This window comes from Plantactinospora sp. B6F1, from assembly GCF_040120695.1.
In the GTDB taxonomy this organism is placed as follows: Bacteria; Actinomycetota; Actinomycetes; order Mycobacteriales; family Micromonosporaceae; genus Plantactinospora.
In genome coordinates, this window is sequence record NZ_JBEEAC010000007.1 from 230,629 (window position 1) to 251,830 (window position 21,202).

The window sequence follows — 21,202 nt, forward strand, 5'->3', positions numbered from 1 at the left end:
CGGTCAGCGGGAGGGCAGGGCGTGGAGGAAGTCGCGCCAGGCCGCCGGGCCGGTGGCCGACGACCCTTCGCAATCACGACGCTGCTGTCGTTCAGAAGCGCACCCCGCCCGACAAATGACCGCTGCCACAGCGGGGTGTGACGGGGAATCAGTCGAAAAGCTTGTTGCGCTCGTCGCGTAGCGGACCCATCTCCTCGTCCGGGGTACCCGTCAGGTTGCCGCCGACCTCGATCAGGTAGAGCGCCAGCCACATGACGCCCTTGGCGGCCTGCTCGAACACCCAGCCGAACCCGTCGCCGAGCGCGCCGGTGATGCCCAGCGTGGCGAGGTACGTCGTGTTGAAGACGGCCCGGAGTGACGCCCAGATCATGTTGAGCCGTCCCGACTGTCCCTGTCCGCCTGATCGGATGATCGCCACGATCGTCACGACGACCGCGACGACGGCGGCGCAGGCCGCGAGGGCCTTTCCGATCCAGCGGAGGATCGCGGCGATCGCGTAGAGGAGCATCGCGATGAGCGCGAGCAGCGCCCCGACCACGAAGAGGATGATCGCGGCGATCCACTTGAGTACCGTCAGCACCACGTCGAGGGCGTTCGCGGCGGCGCTACCGGCCTGCCCGCCCCATGACATGTCGCTGCGGCGCTGCGTCAGGTCGCCGTGGACGCGTAGGGCCTCCTCGGCGACCGAGCGATGCTGCTCGGCGGCGGATCGCAGCGCCTCGAAATCGGCGTCAGCCTGCCGCAGGGGTTCGAGGATGTCCGGTAGCCGCTGGCCGTACAAGCCTTCTATCCGCCGGACGTCCGACATGTCGATGCCGTACTCCTCGGCCACGCTAGCCATGCGTCTCTCCCGGCAGGTTGCGTAGCATCCGGTCAGCACCGCGCAGATCTGCCTGTTCGTATGCGGCGGCTGCCGCCAGGATGCTGTCGCTGAACCGGGAGAGGCTTTGTCCGACCAGCGAGAGACCGTCGAGGAAGGCCGAGTTTCCGTCGCTCCAGACCGTGGCGGCCCGCTGTCCGACGGGGAGTTCCGGGAACTGGCTCCGGTCCGGTACCGCGCCGCCGTCGCTGAGGCCGCGGGACAGGGCGTCAACCCGGCCTGCCAGCTCCGCCAGCCTGACTGCGACGCTGCGCAGGTGATCCGGGTCGGCCGATATGTCGCTCATGAGGTCTCCTCGATCTGGGGAAACTGCTCGGTCGGGTAGAGATCGGGAAATCGGCCGCCGGATGCCGAACGGATGACCCGCACGAGCGTCTCCGGTGGCTGCTCGAAGCGGTCGAGGGGTACGTCGAGGATCCAGCGGGACGGGTTGACCAGGCGTTGCACGAGATGTGTCACGGGGGAGGCCCGGACGGTCGCGTCGGTCGGGCCGGCCTGTCCGGGTACCTGCCTCGCGAGGATCAGCCGACGCGACCGGCGCGGTCGGGCCGTGACGACGACGTGGTCCAGTTCCGTCCAGGCGACAGATCCGGCGACGGCGCCGGACCAGTGCGCCCCGGTGTCGTCGAGCACCAACGTGAAGTCCCTGAGCAGCGCTGCCTGGCGACGGACGTACCTGCCGACGAACATCAGCGGCGCGGCGACACAGATCCCTCGGCCGGCCCAGAGGAACAGACCGGTGGCGAAAAGCAGATCGTCCCCGGATGCCCACCGGATGCCGAGCAGCACGACGGCGACGATCGCCACGACGGTCGAGGCGGCCAGCAGCGCGGCGCCCGCGAATTCCATACCTCGGCCGAGCGCCGAGCGGGAGGCGCCACCGGCAGGACGGGTTCGGATCGTCGATCGCGCCTCGGGCGATACATCCATTCGCGGCCTCCGATCGAACTGGCATCGACGGTACGGTGAGGCATCGCTGGGTGATCGAGAGGTGGACCCATGGTAATGAGCGGCGAGCCCGAGCGGGACCCCGTCGCCGATCCGGTGCTGGCCGCGCTGGACCGGGTCAGCGGCCATGGGCGGTCGGAGGACGGGCTGGTGCGGGTCGCCATCGACGGTGACGGCATACCCAGCGAACTCACCATCGACGCCGAGGCGATGCGGCAGCCTCCTGCGACGCTGAGCGCATCGATCCTGCAGGCGCTGCGCCACGCGCACGAGGATCTGAGTGTGCAGGTGGGACAGGAGATTGCCAGAGCCGCCGAAGTTGGTGACCCTGCCGGCACTCCATCCGCTGCGGCCGATGCCGCCCGCGCCGCCGACGAACTCGATCGGATGGCCCAGGACATGTCAGGGGAGTTCGAGATGATGCGCCGACGCCTCTTCGACGCTATCGACGGCAGGTAGGAGTCGAGTTTCCCTGGCCCACCGCCGAAAGCCGAAGGCGCGGCCCCAGGCATGGGAGCCAGCTACCAGTGGCCCCGGTTGGGCATACCGGGGAGAGTGTGGCGGTGCGGGTCGACGAACCAGCAGCGGGCGTGTCGGGCCCCCCATCGGTGCAGTTCGGCGCGGAGGCGGTCCGCCTCGGTCCGGACGGCGGACTCGGCGCTGCTGCGGTACCTGGCCGTGCGGCTCTGCCAGGCCGCCCGGGATCAGCCTGGCGCCGGTACCCGGGCGCTGGCCGAACGCTTCCTCGGCTGGCTTCCCATCGGATGCGATGAAAGTTCTGCAAGTACCGGGCGGCGAGCCACCCGCCCGGTACCTGCGGCGATGGCTCTCCATTCCGGGCCGGGTCGACGATCTCTGCAAGCCGAACCCGGACCAACCTTGGTAAACCCGGTCAGACATCAAGCTTCTACAATGCTTTACGGCCCCGACACCCGGTGATAGCTTGCCGGCAATATTTGCAAGAACTTGCAGGCCAGCCGTCCCCGCACTCTCGCGCACGGGAGGTTCCGATGCGTACCCGACGAGGTCCGACCGCCGCCATCCAAAGAACCGCCGCAACGCAAAGAACGGCCTCCACCCGCCGGAGAACCGCCGCCGCCGTCCTGACCGGGGTGCTCGCCGCCGCGCTGGCGGTGGGTTTCGCCGATCGGCGGGCCGAGCCGGCCGCCGCCAGCCCGGCCAGCCCGGGCGGCAAAGACGTGATCGTGCACCTGTTCCAGTGGCCGTGGGCCTCGATCGCCCACGAGTGCCGCACGGTGCTCGGCCCGAAGGGCTTCGGCGGGGTGCAGGTGTCGCCACCGCAGGAACACGTCGTACTTCCCGGTCGGGGGTACCCGTGGTGGCAGGACTACCAGCCGGTCAGCTACCAGTTGAGCACCCGGCGCGGTGACCGGGCCGCCTTCGCCGCCATGGTGCGGACCTGCCACGCCGCCGGAGTGAAGATCTATGTGGACGCGATCGTCAACCACATGGCCGGCGGCGCCTCGACCGGGCCGGGCAGCGGCGGCTCGACGTACAGCCACTACGGCTATCCGGCGGTGCCGTACGGCAACGGCGACTTCCACCACTGCGGACGCAACGGCAACGACGACATCGCCAACTGGGGCGACCGCTGGGAGATCCAGAACTGCGAACTGGTCGACCTGGCCGACCTGCGTACCGAGTCGTCCTACGTGCGGGGCAAACTGACCGGGTACCTGAACGATCTGGTCTCGCTCGGCGTCGACGGCTTCCGGGTGGACGCGGCCAAGCACCTGCCCGCCGCCGACCTGGCCGCGATCGTCGATCCGGTCGCCGGCGATCCGTACGTCTTCGCCGAGGTGATCGAGGGCGGTTCCGGCGAGCCCACCCCGGAGGAGTACGCCGGGATCGGCGACGTCACCGAGTTCCGGTACGGGGACGTGGTCGGCAACGCGTTCCGGGACGGCAACCTGGCCAACCTCGGCAACCTCGCCTCGTCGATGCGGCTCGGCTCCGCCGACGCGGTGGCGTTCGTCGACAACCACGACACCCAGCGCAACGGCCGGGCCCGGCTGACCTACAAGAACGGTTCGGCGTACGCACTGGCCGAGGCGTTCATGATCGCCTGGCCGTACGGCGTCCCGAAGGTGATGTCGAGCTTCACCTTCACCGACCCTGAGGCGGGGCCGCCGCGCGACGGCTCCGGCGCCACCAGTCCGGTCGACTGCGCGGGCGGCGGCTGGGCCTGCGAGCACCGCTGGCGGACCACCGCCAACATGGTCGGGCTGCGCAACGCCGCCGCCGGGGCCGGGGTCACCAACTGGTGGAGCAACGGCGGCAACCAGATCGCCTTCGGCCGGGGCGGCGCCGCGTACGTCGCCTTCAACCGGGGCGGAGGTTCGTTGACGCGTACCTTCCAGACCAGCCTGCCGGCGGGCAGCTACTGCGACGTGATGAGCGGGGACTTCACCGCCGGCTCCTGCACGGGTACGACGTACCAGGTCGACACCGCCGGCCAGGTCACCGCGACCGTGCCGGCGTCCGGCGCCCTGGCGCTGCACGTCAACGCGCGGACCTCGGGCGGCGGTCCGGGTCCGACCCCGACGGGCGGCTCCTGCCCCACCGTCGCGACAAGCTTCGCGGTGACCGCGACGACGGTCTGGGGCGAGAACGTCTACGTCACCGGCAACGTCGCGGCGCTGGGCAACTGGAACCCGGCGAGCGGGCTGCCGCTCTCCTCGGCCGACTACCCGATCTGGCGGGGCACCGTCGACCTGCCCGCCGGCACGACGGTGCAGTACAAGTACGTCAAGCGCGAGGGGGGCCGGGTGGTCTGGGAGAGCGACCCGAACCGGTACCGGACCACCCCGACCACCGCCCCCTGCACCGTGAACTGGACCGACACCTGGCGCTGAGTACCCGCGAGGCGGCGGCGCGTTCCCCGGGCCGGTCGCGGCCCGGGACGCGCCGCCGGTACGTCGAGGTGCGTACCCGGATCGTCGACATCCGCACGACGCCGCCACGCGCCGTCGCCGGCAGCATGGCCGGCATGAAGCTCTCTCCGCCCTGGCGAAAGGCCCTGCTGACCCTGCACGTGGTGACCGCGGTCGGCTGGTTGGGGGTCGACCTGGTGTTGCTCACCCTCGGCGTGGCCGGGGCGGGCGGCTCCGACCCGGACCTGGTCTACCCGGCGCTGGCACTGGTCGGGCAGTCCGTCTTCGTGCCGCTGAGCGTGCTCGCCTGGCTGGTCGGGGTCGCGAGCGCGCTGCTCACGCCCTGGGGTCTGGTCCGGCACCGGTGGGTACTGGTGAAGCTGGTGATCACCACTGTGATGCTCGGCGCGGTGCTCTTCGCCCTGCTGCCGAGCCTGCGGGCCGCCGAACTCGGCGCGGCGACTCCGCCGGACGCCCGGCAGGGCCTGTTGGCGGCGCCGATCGTCTCCAGCAGCCTGCTGGTGGTCGCCACGGTGCTCTCCACCTACAAGCCGTGGGGGCGGATCCGCCGGGCCGGCCGGGCCGGTGCGATCAGGGCCGGCGCCGCGCCGAGACCGCGCCGAGATCGCGCCGAGGCCGCGTAGATAGCGACTAAGCGGGTATCTAACGGGCATGAGCGGACATGTTATGGTGTTTGCCCCCGACCCGCAGTTGACGGTCACCATCGACCAGCCCGCCGACGAGACCGAGATCCACCTGCATCCCGGCGGTCAGGGGGTGTGGCAGGCGCGCATGATCAAGTGTCTGGGCGTGCCCGTGGTGCTCTGCGCCGGACTCGGCGGTGAGATCGGTCAGGTGCTCGAACCGCTACTGACCGTCGAGGGAGTCGACCTGCGGGTGATCCACCGCGAGTCCAGCAGCGGCGGCTACGTACACGATCGCCGGGACGGCAACCGGCACGAGGTCGCCTCGGTCCCCGGCCATCCGCTCTCCCGGCACGAACTCGACGAGCTCTACAACCTCGCGCTCACCGAGGGGTTGAGCGCCGAGGTCAGCATCCTCAGCGGCCCGGGCCACCCGTCCCAGGTCGCGCCGGAGATCTACCGTCGACTCGCCGCCGACCTCGGCCGCAACGGCAGCCGGGTGGTCGCCGACCTCTCCGGTCCGCACCTGGCCGCCGTACTGCACGGCGGCGTGTCGGTCCTCAAGGTCAGCCACGAGGAGCTGCTCCGGGACGGGCTGGCCACCGACGACGGCGAGGCGGAGCTGGTCCGGGTGATCCAGGCGCTGCACGCCCAGGGAGCCGAGTCGGTGGTGGTCAGCCGGGCCGAGGAGCCGGCGCTGGTGCTGATCGACGGCGAGATGGCCCAGCTCGACCTGCCCCGGCTGGAGGTGGCGGACCCGCGCGGTGCCGGCGACTCCATGACCGCCGGGGTGGCCGCGATTCTGGCCCAGGGCGGCGACCTGCGGCTCGCGGTCCGCACGGGTGCGGCGGCGGGAGCGCTGAACGTCACCCGGCACGGGCTCGGCACCGGCCGGCCGGATGCGATCGCCGGCCTGGTCGACCGGGTGCGGCTGACGCCGATGCGAGTGGACCGGCAGGATCGGCTCACCCCCGACGAACTGGCCCACCGGACGACGAAGCAGTGACGATCCGGGTACGGAGCAGGTCATGACGATCCGGGTACTGGTCACCAACGACGACGGGATCGCGGCCCCCGGGCTGCGCTGGCTGGCCGCCGAGGCGGCGGAACGCGGGCTGGACGTGGTGGTGGCCGCTCCGAGCGAGGAGGCCAGCGGCGCGAGTGCCGCGATGAGCGCGGTGGAGCGGGACGGCCGGGTGGTCGTCGAGGAACACCCGATCGACCGACTACCCGGCGTCCCGGCGTACGGGGTTGCCGCCTCACCCGCGCTGATCACCCTGATCGCCCTGCACGGGGCGTTCGGGCCGGCGCCGTCGCTGGTGCTCTCCGGAATCAACCGGGGCGCGAACGCCGGCCGCGCGGTGCTGCACTCCGGCACCGTCGGGGCGGCGTTCACCGCCGCCGCGAACGGCTGCCACGGGATCGCGGTCTCGCTCGACGTGCTCTCGGCGCACGAGGCGAGCGCCGGCAGTGGCGGCGCGGCGGTGGCCGTGCCCCGGCCGGACCGGGACGAGCGGCGGCACTGGGCGACCGCGGCCCGGGTGGCGCTGGACCTGCTGCCCCGGCTGACCGACGCACCGGTGGCGAGCGTGCTGAACGTGAACTCCCCCGACCTGCCGTACGAGCGGCTGCGCGGGGTACGCCGGGGCAGCCTGGCGGGATTCGGGCAGGTGCAGATGACGGTCGCCGAGGCTGGCCGGGGGTTTGTGCGTACCGCCCTGGAGGAGTCCGGCCAGCGGGTCGAGCCGGGTACGGACGTCGCCTGGTTGACGGAGGGTTACGCCTCGGTGACGGCGATCCGGGCGATCACCGAGGCGTACGACGTGGATCTGTCCAGACTGGACGATCCTCGATAGGGGGATCCCGGTCTGCGACGGTCGGGTCGCCCGCCGGGGGGACGACGATCAGGCGCCGGGGACCCTGACCTCCTCGGCGGCGGCTGATGCGCCCGCGAAGTAGGGCTCCGGCGCACCGAACAGGCCGAGGAGTCCGGTGACCCAGAGCTGCCGGTGGACGAACCGGCTCGGTTCGGTGACCACGAGCTTGACGCCGCTGACCTCCGCGGTCTGGAAGCCGGCGACCATGGCGCTGATTCCGACGGAGTCGATGAAGCTGACCAGTCGCATGTTGAGCTCGATCCTGGACGGTCGCCCCTTGGTCAGAACCCCGGCGATCGCCTCTCGGACCTCGTACGCCGTATCGACGTCGATTTCTCCGCGAGGGGCGATCTCCACAACTCCACCAGGCAAGACCGACTTGACGATCGACAGGCTCACGCGAGCACCTCCACTCGCCCATGTCCGGGCGCCTAATCAGTACGCGGGCCGCGACCGAGAGTATTCCTCTCACGGCCCCGATCGCCACCCTTCCGGACGGGCAATCTATTCAACGAGCCGACAAACCTACCCGGTAACGGGGCAAACTACGCTAAATTTTCCTGCGCCATCCGCTTCCACACCTTCGCTGCCACACCCTCAGCGTAGCCGTCCCGCAGGCCCGCGCAGGCCACCGGTGTCCTGTGTCGCACCTCGCCCGACCCGCCGCGCCGGGTACCCGAATTCCTGTCGCCTATGCGACAGCGGACCACCGGCGCGGCCGCCGGGAACGCTGGTACAGGCATCGAGGGCCGATGCGGGCCGTGCCGGGGCGAGAGGTCGCTGCCCTACGCACCCGGTCCGACCTTGCGCAGGACGGAGCGCAAGGGGAGGTTGGAAGGGTTCACTTGGTGACCCGTCCGTCGCGGGCGGCGACCGGGGCTCGGGAGAGGACGTCTGATGCTGAGGAAGCTGATCGGATTGGCCGGGGTCGGCGCGCTGCTGGCCCTGGTACTCGCCTGCGGGTTCGGCGGCGGGGGCGATGACGACGACGATGACGACGACGATTTCGCCCGGCGTGCGTCGGTCATCGTGCTCGGCTGAACCCTCAGGGTGAGTCTCGGCTGAACCCTCAGGGTGAGTCTCGGCTGAACCCTCAGGGTGAGTCTCGGTTGCACCATCCGGGAGGACGTGATCGCGGGTTTGCCAGGGAAGACACCTGGGCACCTCCTCCAGTAGCAACCCGCAACCGCGCCGAACAGACGCCTCTGTCCGAAGTGGCCGCTTCGTTCGGCAACCGAGGAGGTAGCACATGCTCGGAAAGAACCTGCTGAAACATCAGAGCAAGCCCGAGCGGATCGCCGACCAGGCGTGGGATTACCTGACCACCGCGGTCAACTCGGCCGGCGACTCGGTGAAGTACACGGCCCGCTCGGCGCGGCGAACCGGCTCCCACCTCACCAGCCACGCCGGCGACCGGGTCGGAGCCGTGACCGACGAGGCCCGGGTGCGGGCCGGTCGGGCGTACGACGCGCTCGCCGGCCGCCGCCCGGGGCTGCCCTGGGGGTGGCTGATCGGGGCCGGTCTGGTCGGCGCCGCCGTGGCCTGGGCCGCCTCCGCGGCCTCCCGCGCCGCGCTGGCCCGGGCGGACCGGGAACTGCCCGCCGCCGGAGACGCGGTGGAGTTCGTGGACGTCGACCGGGCCAACCGACCGGTCCGGGTCGACACCACCTGATCCCGCCGGACCGTCCGGCCGGTCGGACGGGTCCGCGGACACCGGGGCCCGGCGCGGAACCGCGCCGGGCCCCGGCCGTGCCGGCCCCGATCCCGGGTCAGCTCCGCGCGCAGCTCACCGGCGCCGGTACGGCGTTCGCACCGGTCCAGCTGCCGAGGAAGCCGAACGTGGTGGAGGCGTCCGGCGCCAGGTTGCCGTTGTACGACACGTTCCGCACCGAAACCGACGAACCGGTCTGGGTATGCGCACCACCCCAGATCTGGCTGATCGTCTGCCCGTTACCGAAGGTCCAGCTCACCGTCCAGCCGGTCATCGCCGACGTGCCGGTGTTCCGGACGGTCACCTCGGCCTGGAAGCCGCCCTGCCACGAACCGGTCACCCGGTAGGCGGCGGTACAGGCCCCACTCGGCGGTGCCGTGCTGGTCGGATTGCCCGTCGGCGGGCGGGTGGTCGGGTTGCCCGTCGGCGGGCGGGTGGTCGGGGTGGCCGTCGGCGGGCGGGTCGTCGGGGTCGCCGTCGGCGGGCTGGTGGGGCCGCCGCCGACCCGGTCCGCGACCTGGATGCCACGGCCGTTGGTGCCGAGGTAGACCCGGCCGTAGACCCTCGGGTCGCCGGTCAGCGCCTCGCCCATGTTGCCGTACTGGTGCTGGTCGTCGTTGATCCGCACCCAGCTGCCGCCGGCGTTGTCCGACCGGTACACCCCGGGCACGCCGTCGACGGTGGCGACCGCGAAGACGGCCGGGTACGTCTGTCCGGGTGCCGCCCGGCCGAAGCCGACGTTGACCGCGCTGGTCACGTTCGACAGCTTGGTGAAGCTCGCCCCGGAGTCGGTGGACCGGAAGATCCCGGTGTCGCCGGCCAGCCAGATGTGCCCCTCGGCCCCGGCCACCGCCTTGAACTTCGCCCCGCTGCTCGGCAGCCCGGTCGCGGCGGTGGCGGTGAAGCTCTGCCCGCCGTTGGTGCTCAGGTAGAACCGGCCGGCGGAGTAGCCGTAGAACCTGTTCGGGTTGACCCGGTCGGCCTCGACGGTCGCGTTCGCCGGGATGCCACCGGACTGGCTCCACGAGTTGCCGTACCCGACGGAGTAGACCACCTGTTGCCCGGCGTCGCCGGGCGCCCAGACGAACCGGCTGCCGTCGGCGGCGGCCGCGACCGTGCCGCCGCTGTTGATCCCGCCCGGCTCCTGCGCCTGGAACCAGTTCGCCCCGCCGTCGGTGGAGAAGGCGACGTGGCTGTCGTTCGGGCGGTCGGCGTCGGTGAAGTTGCCGGCCCGGACCATGACGCCCGGGTTCAGCTCGGCGAAGTCCAGGCTGGTGGTGCTGGTGAAGACCGGCTGGGTGAACATCGCCGCGGGTACCGCGTCCAGGCTGGTGTGCCGGAAGCCGCCGACGTCACCGAGGCCGCTGACCAACGGGGCGCCCGACGGCGGGCTGACCAGGTCCAGGACCGCGGTCTCCTCCAGGCCGCGGACCATCGGCCGGATGGTGACCGTGCCGCCGCTGTCCCAGTTGCGCAGGTTGGTGGTGCCGTAGATGGTCGCGCCGGTGCCATACATCAGCCGGTTGCCGTCGAACGGGTCGATCTCCACGGACTCGTTCATCCAGCCGAGCTTCGGGGTCTCCTCCGGCGGGGCCGGGTTGGCGCCGAAGGTCAGCCACGGCACCGAGCTGATGTCCATGGTGTAGCGCTTGGAACGGTTCGGGTACGAGGTGAAGTCCCAGATCCGGCTCCAGGTGGCACCGCCGTCGGTACTCCGGAAGAAGATCGCGTCCGGCCACCAGGAGATCTGCGTCGCCACCATGATGGTGTCCGGGTCCTGCCGGTCGATGGTCAGCCCGCTGTAGCCGTAGTACGCGTCGGCGCTGCTGGACGGGACCGGGCTGATCTGCGTCCACGCCCCGGTGGCGCGGTTGAACTTCCAGACGTCGCCCTTGCCGCCGTCGTACGGGCCGCCGGTGTCGCTGGTGGCGATGTAGAGGAAGCCACCGACCGGGTCGACGACACCCTTGTGGGCCAGGTAACCGGTCGGCTGCCCGGCGATCCGCTCCCAGCTCGTACCGCCGTTGGTGCTCCGGTAGACCGGATTGGCCTTGTCCGCGACCCCGACGTAGATGGTCTGGGTGGCGTTGCCGGCGGTGCCGGTCGACTTGTCGAAGCTGACCCAGGTGACACCCTGGTTGCCGTTGAGGTAGTTGTTCGGGTCGAAGGGGTCCTGGGCGTAGTTGCCGGGGTTCGGGAAGTTGCCGACCTTGGCCCAGGTGGCGCCGTGGTCGGTGCTGCGCCAGAGCCCGTTGCCGCCCTCCGCGCCGTAGTAGACGATGCTGTTCCGGTTCGGGTCGACGGCGAGCCGCTCGCCCTGGCCCCGGCCCGGCATGTTGCCGCCCACCTTGAACGGCAACTCGTACGCCTGCCAGGTGTCGCCCTTGTCCGTGGAGCGCAGGATCGCGCCGTTGTTCGGGTCCCAGTCGTTGGTGTACATCCCCACCGCCGCGTAGACCCGGTTGGTCTGCACCGGGTCGGTGGCGATGCTGAGCACGCCGTTCCAGCCCCAGCGGTCCCAGCCGACCCAGTCCAGCAGCGGGGTCCAGCTCTGGCTGGACTGCTCCCACCGGTAGGCGCCGCCGATGTCGGTGCGGGCATAGATCAGGTTTCGCTCGCTCGGGTTGAAGACGATCCCGGGCACGAAGCCACCGCCGTCGATCCGGACGTTCCGCCAGGAGTACGGCTCTGCCGCCGCGGCCGAGGCCGGTGCCGTGGACGGGCTGACGGCGACCTGGGCCACCACGGCCACCGAGCCGGCGGCCAGGACGGCCGCGAGCAGGTGGGCGAGACTTCTACGCATGTACGGCTCCCTGTTCGAAGAGCGTGCGCTGGCCGACGGCCGGGGGTTGGCACGCCGGGCGCGGACGAACCGTCGGGCGGGAGCTGCCCCTGCTCCCGTGGCGTCGGTCCTGGCTCCCGGAACGGCGTCGTGCAGACGTTCACACACCGCTGTACACGCTGTCAATAGTTGGAGACCTAAACTAACCCGCCGGTCGGACCGGCTCAGCCGAGCCGGAACACCACCGAGCCGGCGACCTCCTCGCGGGTGATGCCGAGCCCGTCCACCGGCCGGTTCAGCACGTCCTGCCACGGCGTCCCGGCCAGGTACTCCGGCAGCACGACGACGGTACGGACGCCGATCTGCCGCAGGTGGTCGACGCTGAACCGGTCGGGGAAGCCCGCCGTTATGCCGAGTGTCTGCGCCTGCGAGTCGGGGGTGAAGGCGGCCAGTCCGTTCACGATCTTCGGGAAGCCGTCGGTGGACCAGAGCATCACGCTGAACTCCAGGGTGCCGCTGCTCGGCAGTACCAGTAACGGGCCCTCGGCCCCGCGCAACGCGGCCGGCTGCGGGATCACCGGGGCGTGCGGGGTGGTGTTGACCCCCTCGACGACGATCAGCGCGAGCGGGATCAACGCGACCAGCCGGAACAGCGCCTTCGGAACCCCGACGGCACGCCGTCCGCGCGCCCTCCGCTCCGGCTCCTCGACGCCCGGCGGCGACTGGTAGGCGGCCGCCCGCAGCACCGGTACCGGAACCCCGGACCGCTCCCCCGCTCGCGGTCCGACGGCGTCGACGGCCGGCAGAGCGGGATCGGCCGCTGGCGGGGCGGGATCGATGGCCGGCGGAGCCGGCTCGGCGACTGGCCCGCCGGGGTCGGCGGCCGGCGACACGGGGTCGGCTGGATCGGCGGGGTCGGCGGCCGGCGACACGGGGTCAGCGGGATCGGCGACTTCCGGTGACCGGTCGGCGGACGGCTCCGTGGCGAGACGGGTCAGCGCGGTCAGCGCACCGGCGGCCAGGATGCCGAGCAACAGGGTCGTCCAGAGCACCAGCCGACCGGAGGTCCGGATCGCGTCGAAGCCAGGTGCGTGCAGCACCAGGGTCGCGTACCCGGGGTTGCCGTCGCCGCCGAGCGTGGTGCCGCTGGCCAGCCCCACGCTGACCAGTACGCCGGCCGCGAGCATCGCCCGGTGCCGCGGTCGCCAGACCGAGTAGAACAGCCCGGCGAAGGCCAGCCCGATCAGCACGACCCCGGGCAGCAGGGTCATCTCCCCGGCAAAGCTGAGACTCGCCCGGGCGGCGGCGTGCCGCTCGCCCCAGAGCCAGTTCTCCGGCGGCGCGGTCAGGAAACCCCGCCACGGCGGCGAGAACATCTGCACGTGGGCCAGCGTCCGCCGGCCGGCGGGGTGCCGGGCCACCACCTCCAGGTAGGGCAGCGCCATGAGGATGGTGACCACGCTGAACACCGCCCCGCCGGCCAGGTCGGCCAGGAGCAGCCGGCGACCGAACGGCGGGCGGGACCGCCGCCGCGACCACGACCAGGCGTAACCGGCGGCGGCGGCCAGGCAGACCAGCGCCAGCACGTAGCCGAACGGCAACCCGATGCCGAAGCCGAGGGTCATCTGCCAGGCCGCCACCAGCCAGCCGGCGAGGGCCCAGCCGGGGCGACGCCGGTCCGGCCGATAGCCGTGCCGCAGCGACCAGCCGTGCCCCCGGGCCAGCATTGCCAGGGCCAGCGCGATGCCGCCGATGGAGAGCACGTGCAGGTGCCCGGCCTGGGCCAGCTTCCAGGGGGCGTACCCGAAGGCGACCCCGGCCGCCGCGGCACCGATCCGGCCCGCGCCGAGTTGCCGGGCCAGCGCGTACGCCCCGACGAAGGCGAGCGCGTGCACCAGTACGTAGAGGATGTTGTACCGGACCACGCCGGCCACCGGACCCTCGCCGAGCATGCCCGCCGGGGCGTAGCCGAGCAGGGTGTCGGAGTAGGCGTAGGTGTACGGCTCCGGGTAGAAGGTGTTGGAGTGCCACAACTGGGTGGGGTCGTGCAGTATCGCGTGACCGCCCCAGGCGATCTGCCACGCCTGCAGGGTCGGGTCACCGATGTCCTGCGGAATAGTGCTGGTGATGTCGCGCAGGGTCGGCCAGGTCAGCACCACGGCCAGCAGCAGCCCGCCGAGCACGGCCAACGTCCACTCGTGCCTGGCCAGCCGCACCAGGAAGGGAGCTGGCCGCTCGCCGGGTCCGTGGTCGGCTCGGTTCTCGGATCCGTCGCCGGGCTGCTCGCCGGGTCCGCCGCCGATCCGATCCTCCGGTCCGGCCGGAATCGTCTGCCGCTCGATTGTCATGCTGCCTAATTCCTTCCGGTCCGGGAACCTGCCCCGCACCACACCGGCGTCTGCCCCAAGGCACATTGGCATCGATGATCCCTGATCTGCACCGGGGCTGTCACGCCCCGACTCCGGCTCACCCTCGCCGGGTGAGGGTCGCTCACCCGGCAGCGGGCCAGAGTCGAAGCGCGGACGCGACCGCGGGCGGAGCCTACCGGTCACCGGACCGCCGCACCCGACCGTCGGAGGAGCGAACATGGCCAGCCGGGCGACGAGCCGAAGCGACGATGAGATCCAGCGCGACATCCTGGCGGAGTTGGCCTGGGAGCCCCGGGTCCAGCCGAACGATATCGGTGTCACGGTGCAGGCGGGCGTGGTGACGCTGCGCGGCTGGGTGGACAACTACGCCAAGAAGTGGGCGGCGGAACGGGCCGCGCACCGGGTGCAGTGGGTCCGGGCGGTCGCGAACGATCTTGAGGTACGCCTGCCGTCCTCGGCCCGCCGACCCGATCCCGACATCGCGGCGGCGGTGACCCGGGCCCTGGACTGGGACGCCTTCGTACCCACCGCGAGGATCGACGTGACCGTCTCCAACGGCTGGGTGGTGTTGCGCGGCGAGGTGGAGTGGGAGTACCAGCGACGCGCCACCGAGCAGGCCGTACGCCGGCTCGCCGGAGTCCGCGGCCTCACCAACGGAATCTCGGTCGACCCGCGGGAGCGACCGGAGCTGGCCGAGATCTCCGAACGGATCCACAGCGCGCTGGTACGCAGCGTGGAGACCGACGCGGCCGGGATCGACATCCGGATCGAGGGCGGCGACTCGGTGGTACTGACCGGCAACGTCCGGTCGTGGCTCGAACGCGACGAGGCCGAACGGGTCGCGTGGTCGGCGCCGGGCGTCACGAACGTCGACAACCACATCACCGTACGGCTGTGAGGCGGCGAGCAGTCAGATCAGGTTGAGGTCCCGGGCCCGGCGTACGGCGTCCCGCCGCCGGGTGGCGTCGAGTTTGCGGTAGATGTTCCGGACGTGTGTCTTGACGGTGTTGACCGAGAGGGAGAGCTCGGCGGCGATCTCCACGTTGGACAGGATGCTCTGGAGGTAGCGGAGCACCGTCAGCTCGCGTTCGGTCAGGGGTTCCGCCAGCGGCGGCGCCCCCGCAGTCGCCGGGTCGGCCGTCCCGTCGGCGACGTCGAGCAGCTCGTTCACCATCGGCCAGTACGCGGTGCCCGAGTCGAGGTGGGCGGCGAGCAGGTCCCGTACCGGTGGATCGGCCCGGGTGAAGACCTGCCGGAAACCCTCCGGTTCGGCCAACCGCAGCACCTCCTCCAGGACCCGGGCGGCACGGCGGTGGTCGCCGGTCAGCCGTGCCGCGCCCGCGTCGAGCAGTCCGGCGGCCAACCGCAGCGGAAGTGGCGCATCGGCACCGGACGGCGCCGCCCAGTCCGGCAGCGTACGCAGGGCGGCCTGCGGATCCCCCGCCCGCAGGTGGGCCCGGGTCAGGGCCACCGCCACCGGTCCGGCCGGCCCCGCTGCCCCTTCCAGGACCGGGGTGAGCATCTCCCGAGCCAGCTCGACGTCGCCCCGGTCGATCCACAGCTCCGCCTCGGCGGCGAGCAGCCAGTGCGCCAGTGGCTGCTCCGTCGCCCGGTCGCCGAGCCGGCGACGGCTGCCCGCCAGCATCTGGTGCGCACCGGTCAGGTCGCCCCGGTCGCGCAGCAGCCGAGCCCCGACCACGCCGACCAGCCCGTGCACGAGTGGTTCGTCGACGTGGTCGGCGGCCCGGACACCGAGCGCCAGACTGGCGTCCGCGTCGTCCGGCCGGTCCCGGTGCAGCGCGACGAGCGCCTGCGCGAGGTGGCCGTGTACGCCGTCGGCCGGCCGGACCAGCCCGTCGAAGGGTGCCGTGCCGAGTGCCGCGCGGGCTGCCTCGTCAGCGCTGGTCAGCTCGCCCCGGATCGCCCGGGCCAGCGCGAGCCGGCCCAGGCAGAGCCGGCGGGCCCGGGGCAGTTCCGCCCGGGTCGCCTCGGCGAGTCCGTCGGCGATCTCCGGCTCGGCGGCGGTTAGCTCGCCCGTTCCGAACCGGAGCATCGCTGGCACCATCCGAGCCACCGTTCTGGCCCGCAGGGCAAGGTCGTCGCGGACAACGCCTCCGCCGTCCGCCAGGCCGAGGTGGTCCCGGACGGAATCTCTGCCGTCGGCCGGGCCGAGACCGTCCCGGACGGAGTCCCCGCCGTCCGCCGGGCCGAGACCGTCCCGGACGGAATCCCCGCCGTCGGCCAGGCCGAGACCGAGCCGCCCCGGTTGGGGCGGCTCGCCGAGACCGGCGTCGAACGGGCCGGCCCAGACCGCCGCACCGGCCAAGTCAGCCCCGCCGGAACCGCTGAGGTGGCCGGGCCAGGCCGGGCCGGACAGGCCGGGATGGTCGGGATGGCCGGGTTCGGGCCGGGTGAGCTGGGCCAGATCGATCCGGTCGGCATCCGGGTAGGCGTCGACGTCGACGCCCGCGCCCGAACCGCCGTCGACGTCCCGCCTCCGGCCCGGGTCGGGGTCCAGCATCGTGATCAGGTCGACGGTCACCCCCTCGGCCATGCCGTGCGGGTCGGGCGGATCCGGGCGGAGGAGGTCGGCGACCCCGGCGCGTACCGCCGGGTCGTCTCCGGCCGCCTGGGCGGCAGCGAGCCGCAGCGCCGCCGCGATCCGCCGGATCCGGTACCGGCGGACGGCATCGAGCCGGTCACCGTGCTCGGTGGCCAACGCGAGGTAGCCGGTGGCGGCGGTCGGCTCGCGCCCGTCCAGCCGATTCGCGGCACAGGCCAGGCCGAGTTCGGGGGCGGCGCGGAGCGCCTCGGGGGACGGTCCGGGCGGCGCCGGCCGGGTCGGGGCGTACTGGCCGTAGGGGAGGAGGTCCGGCCAGTGTCCAAGCAGCACCCCGATCGCGTACGACCAGTCCTGGGCGGCGAGCGCGTGCCGGAGCGCCTCGGCCGGCAGGTCCTTCGCGGCGAACCAGGTGGCGGCCCGGCGGTGCAGCTCGGCCACCTGCTCGGCCGGCCGGCGGGCCAGCTCGGACCGGAGCAGCTCACCGAGCATCGGATGGCACCGGTAGCCGGCCGGCCGACCGCCGAGCGGGATCACGAACCCGCCGAGACCGTCAAGTTCGGACAGTGTCCGGCCCGCGTCGGTGCGCCCGGTCAGCGTGTCCAGCAGCTCGGCGGAGAAGCCCTCGACAAGTGCCGCCCGGCAGAGCGCCTCCCGGGCGTCCCCGGACAGGCCGGCGAGCAGTTCCTGGCTCAGATAGTCACCGACGTCCGGATGTTCCCCGGTGAACTCTTCCACGAACCGTGCCGGGTCGGGGTGGCCCGGCAGGGCGAGCGCGGCGAACCGCAGACCGGCGGGCCAGCCCTCGGTGTGGCTCACCAGCCGGCGGATCTGCTCCGGCGGCAGCGGCTCCCCGTACGCGGAAAACAGATCGGCGACCTCGTCGGGACGGAAGGCCAGGTCGGCGGCGCGGATCTCGGTCAGCTCCCCGCTGAGCCGCCAGCGGTGCAGGGCGAGCCCGGGATCGGTACGGCAGCCGACCACCAGCCGCAGCCGGCCCGCCGTGTGCCGGAGCAGGAACTCCAGCCCGCTGGAGACCTCGGGGTCGTCGACCTGGTGCAGATCGTCCAGGATCAGGGTCGCCGGTCCGCTGCGCCGGGCCAACTGTTCGGCGAGGGACTCCAGCCCGTACCCCGGATCCGGTTCGCCCCCCGGATCCGGTTCGCCGCCGACGGCCGGTTCGCCGCCGACGCCCCGTTCGCCCCCGGTATCCGGTTCCGCTCCGTCGACGGCCGGACGCAGCGCGGCGTACAGGTATGACCAGAGCCGTGCCCCACCGTCGCCCGGCTCCAGCGAGAGCCAGCCCACCGGGCCCCGGTCCGGGCCGCTCGCGACCCGGCCGCCTGGCGCGTTACGGGCCCGGCACCAGGAGCTGAGCAGCACCGTCTTGCCCCAGCCGGCCGAGGCCGAGACCAGGGTCAGCGGGCCGGCTGTCCCGAGGTCGAGAAGTTCGAACAGCCGGGGCCGGGGCAACAGCACCGCCCCGGAGCGCGGCGCGGCGGCCAGCTTCGCGGTGAGCAGCGGCGCCCCGGTACGCCCCGACCCGCCGCCTGGACCGGGGGGTGCCCCGCCGACGACCGACGAAACGGTTCCGGTCAGTGCCTCGATCCGTTCCAACAAGCCCCACCTCCTCCGGCCCGCCGACGGCGACCGAGTGCCGCCGACCGCGACCAACCGCGCCACCGCGACCGAGCCCGAGCACGCCCGCCACCGCGACCAACCGCGCCACCGCGACCGAGCCCGAGCACGCCCGCCACCGCGACCAACCGCGCCACCGCGACCGGGCACGCCGACCGGGACCGAGAGCCGGGCGATCGCGTCGAAGTCGGCGGCCGGTCAGCGCGACGGCCTGAGGCGGATACCCGGCCCGCCGCGGTTCACCCCTTGCGGACGAACCCGGTTCACCCGTCACCGCCGAACGATGACGGCCGGGAACGCACCGCCACGCCCGCGCGGGACCGGGCCGTCGCCACCCTCCGAGCGGGCACCGACGCACGGGCGACGCCGGAGAGCGGTCGTGGCGCAAGGAGGGGCAATGGACGTACCCGAGCGACAGGCCGCCGCCGGCCCGCGTCCGTACGTGGTCACCGTCGGCCGCCCACCCGCCGAACTGGCACCCGACGGGCGGCTCCCGGAGCCGCTGGCCAGCCTGGGTCCCGGGGTGACGGTGACCCTGCGCCCGGCACCCGGAGGTCGCGGCACGGAACTCGTCGCCGTGCTCCGCAGGGACGAGTCGTCCCTGTTCGCCAGGCTGTCGGCGCGGCTGACCGGCGAGAACCGCCGGGAGGCGGTACGCACCGCGCTGCGCCAGGCGAAGCAGCTGGCCGAGACCGGCGAGGTGCTGCGCTGAGAGGGCTGAGCTGAGGGGGTGAGTTGAAAGGCTGAGTTGGAAGGCTGCGCTGAGGGGCGGGCGGGGCGGTTGTGGGCCCGGCGGGCGGCCTTTCCTCGGCCGCCCGCCGGCGCGCTCTCCGGCTCGGGAGGAGGTGCTCCACCCCAGCCGGGGAGGTTCAGTAGACGAAAACGCTCCTCGCCGGGAAGCTGAAGGACGGGTTGCTGCCAGTGAGCAGAATCGGCCGCCCGATGCAGTCGTCGTTCATGTAGAGCTCGGCCGCCCGGCTGTTCGTGTTGATCCAGGAGTGGGCCCGCTCGTCCCAGCCGTGCTCGACCAGGTCGACACAGACTCCGACGGCCGGGTCCAGCGCGGAAACGGTGAACCGGTCCCCGGTGTAGGAGGTCCCCTCGAACAGGCACAGTGCGCGGAGGAACTCACAGGTCCCACTGCTCGTCACCGAGGCGTCGACCGATGCCGGTGCGGCCACCGCCGGTCCGGCATACGCGGCACCGATAATGGCTGCAGTTGTCAGAGACAACAGCACTCGGAGAGTTTTCCGGCTATTGGAACGCGATTTGTGCACGGTGTTTCCCCCTTTTTCGTCGCACACTGAAACGATGGCGGAAGGCGCAGGTGACGCCGCGTTGCCCAGCACTTGTGGCGCCCTGCGGCCAGCGGTCGCCGGATCGTTCAGACCCAGGCCGTGACCGGTAGCGGCGACGCGGGCAACCCGGCGGTGGCCATGGCCCGCGTGGTGTCAGCGAGTCATCGTTTGGGTTCTTGCCCAGCACGCCATTGTGCGGCACCGAACAGCGAAATTCTCACACTCACGCGACGCCCCCGTACGCGGTTCTCGGTGGAGAAAGCAGGAATCGCCCTACCAAGCCATCGAATGGCGCCGATAACATAACACGTCCTTCGTACGGTCACAACCAACCCGCGATCCGGTTCGGTGCCGTTTATGGCAACCGTTCGACAATCGTCCAGGGTCGACGCGCGGCCACGGCGCGCGGCGCCGGGCGGCCCGGGCGTCGCGGCTTGACCCTCGACCTGGTCGAGGGGGCAGAATGCCTGCTCATGGAGGGGAACGGTCGACTTCTCGGCATCGGGGAGATGGCCCGGGCGAGCGGCCTGAGCATCAGCGCGCTGCGCTTCTACGACGGCGCCGGCGTGCTGCCGCCCGCGTCGGTCGACCCCGGCACCGGCTACCGCCGGTACGCGCGGTGGCAGCTACCGTCCGCCCGCCTGCTGGCCGGCCTGCGCCGGATCGGGATGCCGCTGGCCGAGGTCACCCGGGCGCTGGAGCTGAGTGGCTCGGATCCGGCCGCCGTGTCCCGGCTGTTGGACGCGCACCTGGGCCGGCTGGAGGAGGGCCTCGCCGACGCCCGCCGGGAGGCTGCCCGGCTCCGGGCGCTCTGCACCGGCGCCGAGCCTGAACTCCGGCTGACCGTACCGGGGCGGGAGCTGGCGGCGGCGGTCGACGCCGTCCGGTTCGCCGTCGGGGCGGATCCCGAACTGCCGATGCTCGGTGGCGTGCACTTCGCACTCGACGGGGACGTGCTCCGGCTGGTCGCCACCGACCGGTACCGGATGGCCGTCTCCGGGGTCAGCGCCGACCGGGATCCGGGCAGCGGCGCCGGGGCGACGTCCGGGGTGACCGCGCCGGTCTCGTTCGTCGACGCGGCCCGGACCCTGTTGACCGGCGGCTGGCCGGCGACCCTCACCCTCGGGCCCGCAACCGTCAGCCTGCGGGTGCGGAACCGCCGGGTCACCGGTACCCCGATGCCGCACGACTTCCCGGACTACCGCCGGCTGTTGCGGACCGCGACCGGCGGGCCGGATCGCCGCCGGGTGACGATCGACGTGGCTGGGCTTCGCGAGCGACTGACCGCCGCCGGGACCCGGACGGTGGTACGGGCGGACGACGGCGCCCGGTGCGCGGTCAGCGTCCTCGCGGTCGACGCCGCGAACCGGCTCACCGTCTCCGGTGGCGACACTCCGACCGACCCGGTGGTGCGGGTCGGAGTCGACCGGGAGTTCCTGCTCGAAGCCCTGGACGCGGTCGGCTCGGGCCAACTGGTCCTCGAACTCGACGGACCGATCCGGCCGCTGGCGGTACGCCGACTCGACGACGACCGTGCCTTCTCCATCCTGATGCCGGTGCGGATCTGAGCCCGCCTCATCCATGCGTCCGCCGATCCGACC

The 21,202-nt window shown here is 72.3% G+C and carries 18 protein-coding genes; 10 read left to right on the forward strand and 8 right to left on the reverse strand.

Annotation, left to right across the window (positions count from 1 at the left end; genetic code table 11):
* Positions 1–148 precede the first annotated feature (148 nt).
* The 3 genes from ABNF97_RS12945 to ABNF97_RS12955 are packed head-to-tail and all read right to left on the reverse strand — an operon-like array spanning position 149 to position 1,729.
* Positions 149–841, reverse strand: a complete 693-nt coding sequence (locus ABNF97_RS12945; RefSeq protein WP_349338660.1) for a hypothetical protein — start codon at positions 839–841, stop codon at positions 149–151.
* Positions 834–1,166: a hypothetical protein gene (locus tag ABNF97_RS12950; protein ID WP_349338661.1), complete on the reverse strand. Its 333-nt coding sequence runs from the start codon at positions 1,164–1,166 to the stop codon at positions 834–836. The genes ABNF97_RS12945 and ABNF97_RS12950 overlap by 8 nt, the downstream gene beginning before the upstream one ends.
* Positions 1,163–1,729: a hypothetical protein gene (locus ABNF97_RS12955; RefSeq protein ID WP_349338662.1), complete on the reverse strand. Its 567-nt coding sequence runs from the start codon at positions 1,727–1,729 to the stop codon at positions 1,163–1,165. Before ABNF97_RS12955 ends, ABNF97_RS12950 begins: the two co-directional genes overlap by 4 nt.
* Before the next feature lie 156 nt (positions 1,730–1,885).
* On the opposite strand from ABNF97_RS12955, the gene ABNF97_RS12960 reads away from it, so the two are divergent.
* From ABNF97_RS12960 to surE, 5 genes are all read left to right on the forward strand, one after another.
* Positions 1,886–2,287: a YbaB/EbfC family nucleoid-associated protein gene (locus tag ABNF97_RS12960; protein ID WP_349338663.1), complete on the forward strand. Its 402-nt coding sequence runs from the start codon at positions 1,886–1,888 to the stop codon at positions 2,285–2,287.
* Positions 2,288–2,838: 551 nt separating this feature from the next.
* Complete coding sequence (locus tag ABNF97_RS12965) at positions 2,839–4,704, forward strand: carbohydrate-binding module family 20 domain-containing protein (protein ID WP_349338664.1); 1,866 nt, start codon at positions 2,839–2,841, stop codon at positions 4,702–4,704.
* A 68-nt stretch (positions 4,705–4,772) separates the two neighbouring features.
* Entirely contained in the window at positions 4,773–5,366 is a 594-nt protein-coding gene (locus ABNF97_RS12970) for a DUF2269 domain-containing protein (RefSeq protein WP_130460918.1), read from the forward strand.
* A gap of 28 nt (positions 5,367–5,394) precedes the next feature.
* Positions 5,395–6,372, forward strand: coding sequence for a 1-phosphofructokinase family hexose kinase (locus ABNF97_RS12975; protein WP_349338665.1), 978 nt, complete (start codon positions 5,395–5,397; stop codon positions 6,370–6,372).
* Positions 6,373–6,394: 22 nt separating this feature from the next.
* A complete protein-coding gene (gene surE / locus ABNF97_RS12980) occupies positions 6,395–7,222 on the forward strand; it encodes a 5'/3'-nucleotidase SurE (protein ID WP_130460919.1) in 828 nt (275 codons plus the stop codon).
* A gap of 48 nt (positions 7,223–7,270) precedes the next feature.
* Here surE and ABNF97_RS12985 read toward each other — a convergent pair whose 3' ends face one another.
* Positions 7,271–7,642, reverse strand: a complete 372-nt coding sequence (locus tag ABNF97_RS12985) for an anti-sigma factor antagonist (protein ID WP_130460920.1) — start codon at positions 7,640–7,642, stop codon at positions 7,271–7,273.
* A 498-nt stretch (positions 7,643–8,140) separates the two neighbouring features.
* Between ABNF97_RS12985 and ABNF97_RS12990 the strand changes: the two genes are divergently transcribed.
* Together ABNF97_RS12990 and ABNF97_RS12995 are read left to right on the forward strand one after the other, a co-directional pair.
* Positions 8,141–8,284: a hypothetical protein gene (locus tag ABNF97_RS12990; RefSeq protein WP_349338666.1), complete on the forward strand. Its 144-nt coding sequence runs from the start codon at positions 8,141–8,143 to the stop codon at positions 8,282–8,284.
* Between the two features lie 208 nt (positions 8,285–8,492).
* Complete coding sequence (locus ABNF97_RS12995) at positions 8,493–8,915, forward strand: hypothetical protein (RefSeq protein WP_130460921.1); 423 nt, start codon at positions 8,493–8,495, stop codon at positions 8,913–8,915.
* Positions 8,916–9,012: 97 nt separating this feature from the next.
* On the opposite strand, the gene ABNF97_RS13000 is transcribed toward ABNF97_RS12995, so the two are convergent.
* Positions 9,013–11,757, reverse strand: a complete 2,745-nt coding sequence (locus ABNF97_RS13000; RefSeq protein WP_349338667.1) for a cellulose binding domain-containing protein — start codon at positions 11,755–11,757, stop codon at positions 9,013–9,015.
* Between the two features lie 203 nt (positions 11,758–11,960).
* A complete protein-coding gene (locus tag ABNF97_RS13005) occupies positions 11,961–14,084 on the reverse strand; it encodes a hypothetical protein (RefSeq protein WP_349338668.1) in 2,124 nt (707 codons plus the stop codon).
* 238 nt (positions 14,085–14,322) lie between these two features.
* Here ABNF97_RS13005 and ABNF97_RS13010 point away from each other — a divergent pair, with 238 nt between their 5' ends.
* Positions 14,323–15,003 (forward strand): BON domain-containing protein, encoded by a 681-nt coding sequence (locus ABNF97_RS13010; RefSeq protein ID WP_130460923.1) that lies wholly within the window; start codon positions 14,323–14,325, stop codon positions 15,001–15,003.
* Positions 15,004–15,015: 12 nt separating this feature from the next.
* Here ABNF97_RS13010 and ABNF97_RS13015 read toward each other — a convergent pair whose 3' ends face one another.
* Positions 15,016–18,285, reverse strand: a complete 3,270-nt coding sequence (locus ABNF97_RS13015) for a winged helix-turn-helix domain-containing protein (RefSeq protein WP_349338669.1) — start codon at positions 18,283–18,285, stop codon at positions 15,016–15,018.
* A 415-nt stretch (positions 18,286–18,700) separates the two neighbouring features.
* Between ABNF97_RS13015 and ABNF97_RS13020 the strand changes: the two genes are divergently transcribed.
* Positions 18,701–19,015 carry a hypothetical protein gene (locus tag ABNF97_RS13020; RefSeq protein ID WP_349338670.1) on the forward strand — a complete coding sequence of 105 codons (315 nt, stop codon included), beginning with the start codon at positions 18,701–18,703 and terminating at the stop codon, positions 19,013–19,015.
* A 157-nt stretch (positions 19,016–19,172) separates the two neighbouring features.
* Here the strand turns inward: ABNF97_RS13020 and ABNF97_RS13025 are convergent, their stop codons facing one another.
* On the reverse strand, positions 19,173–19,484 hold the full coding sequence (locus ABNF97_RS13025; RefSeq protein ID WP_165436602.1) for a peptidase inhibitor family I36 protein: 312 nt from the start codon (positions 19,482–19,484) through the stop codon (positions 19,173–19,175).
* A gap of 590 nt (positions 19,485–20,074) precedes the next feature.
* Between ABNF97_RS13025 and ABNF97_RS13030 the strand changes: the two genes are divergently transcribed.
* Complete coding sequence (locus tag ABNF97_RS13030; RefSeq protein WP_130465657.1) at positions 20,075–21,169, forward strand: DNA polymerase III subunit beta family protein; 1,095 nt, start codon at positions 20,075–20,077, stop codon at positions 21,167–21,169.
* Positions 21,170–21,202 lie beyond the last annotated feature (33 nt).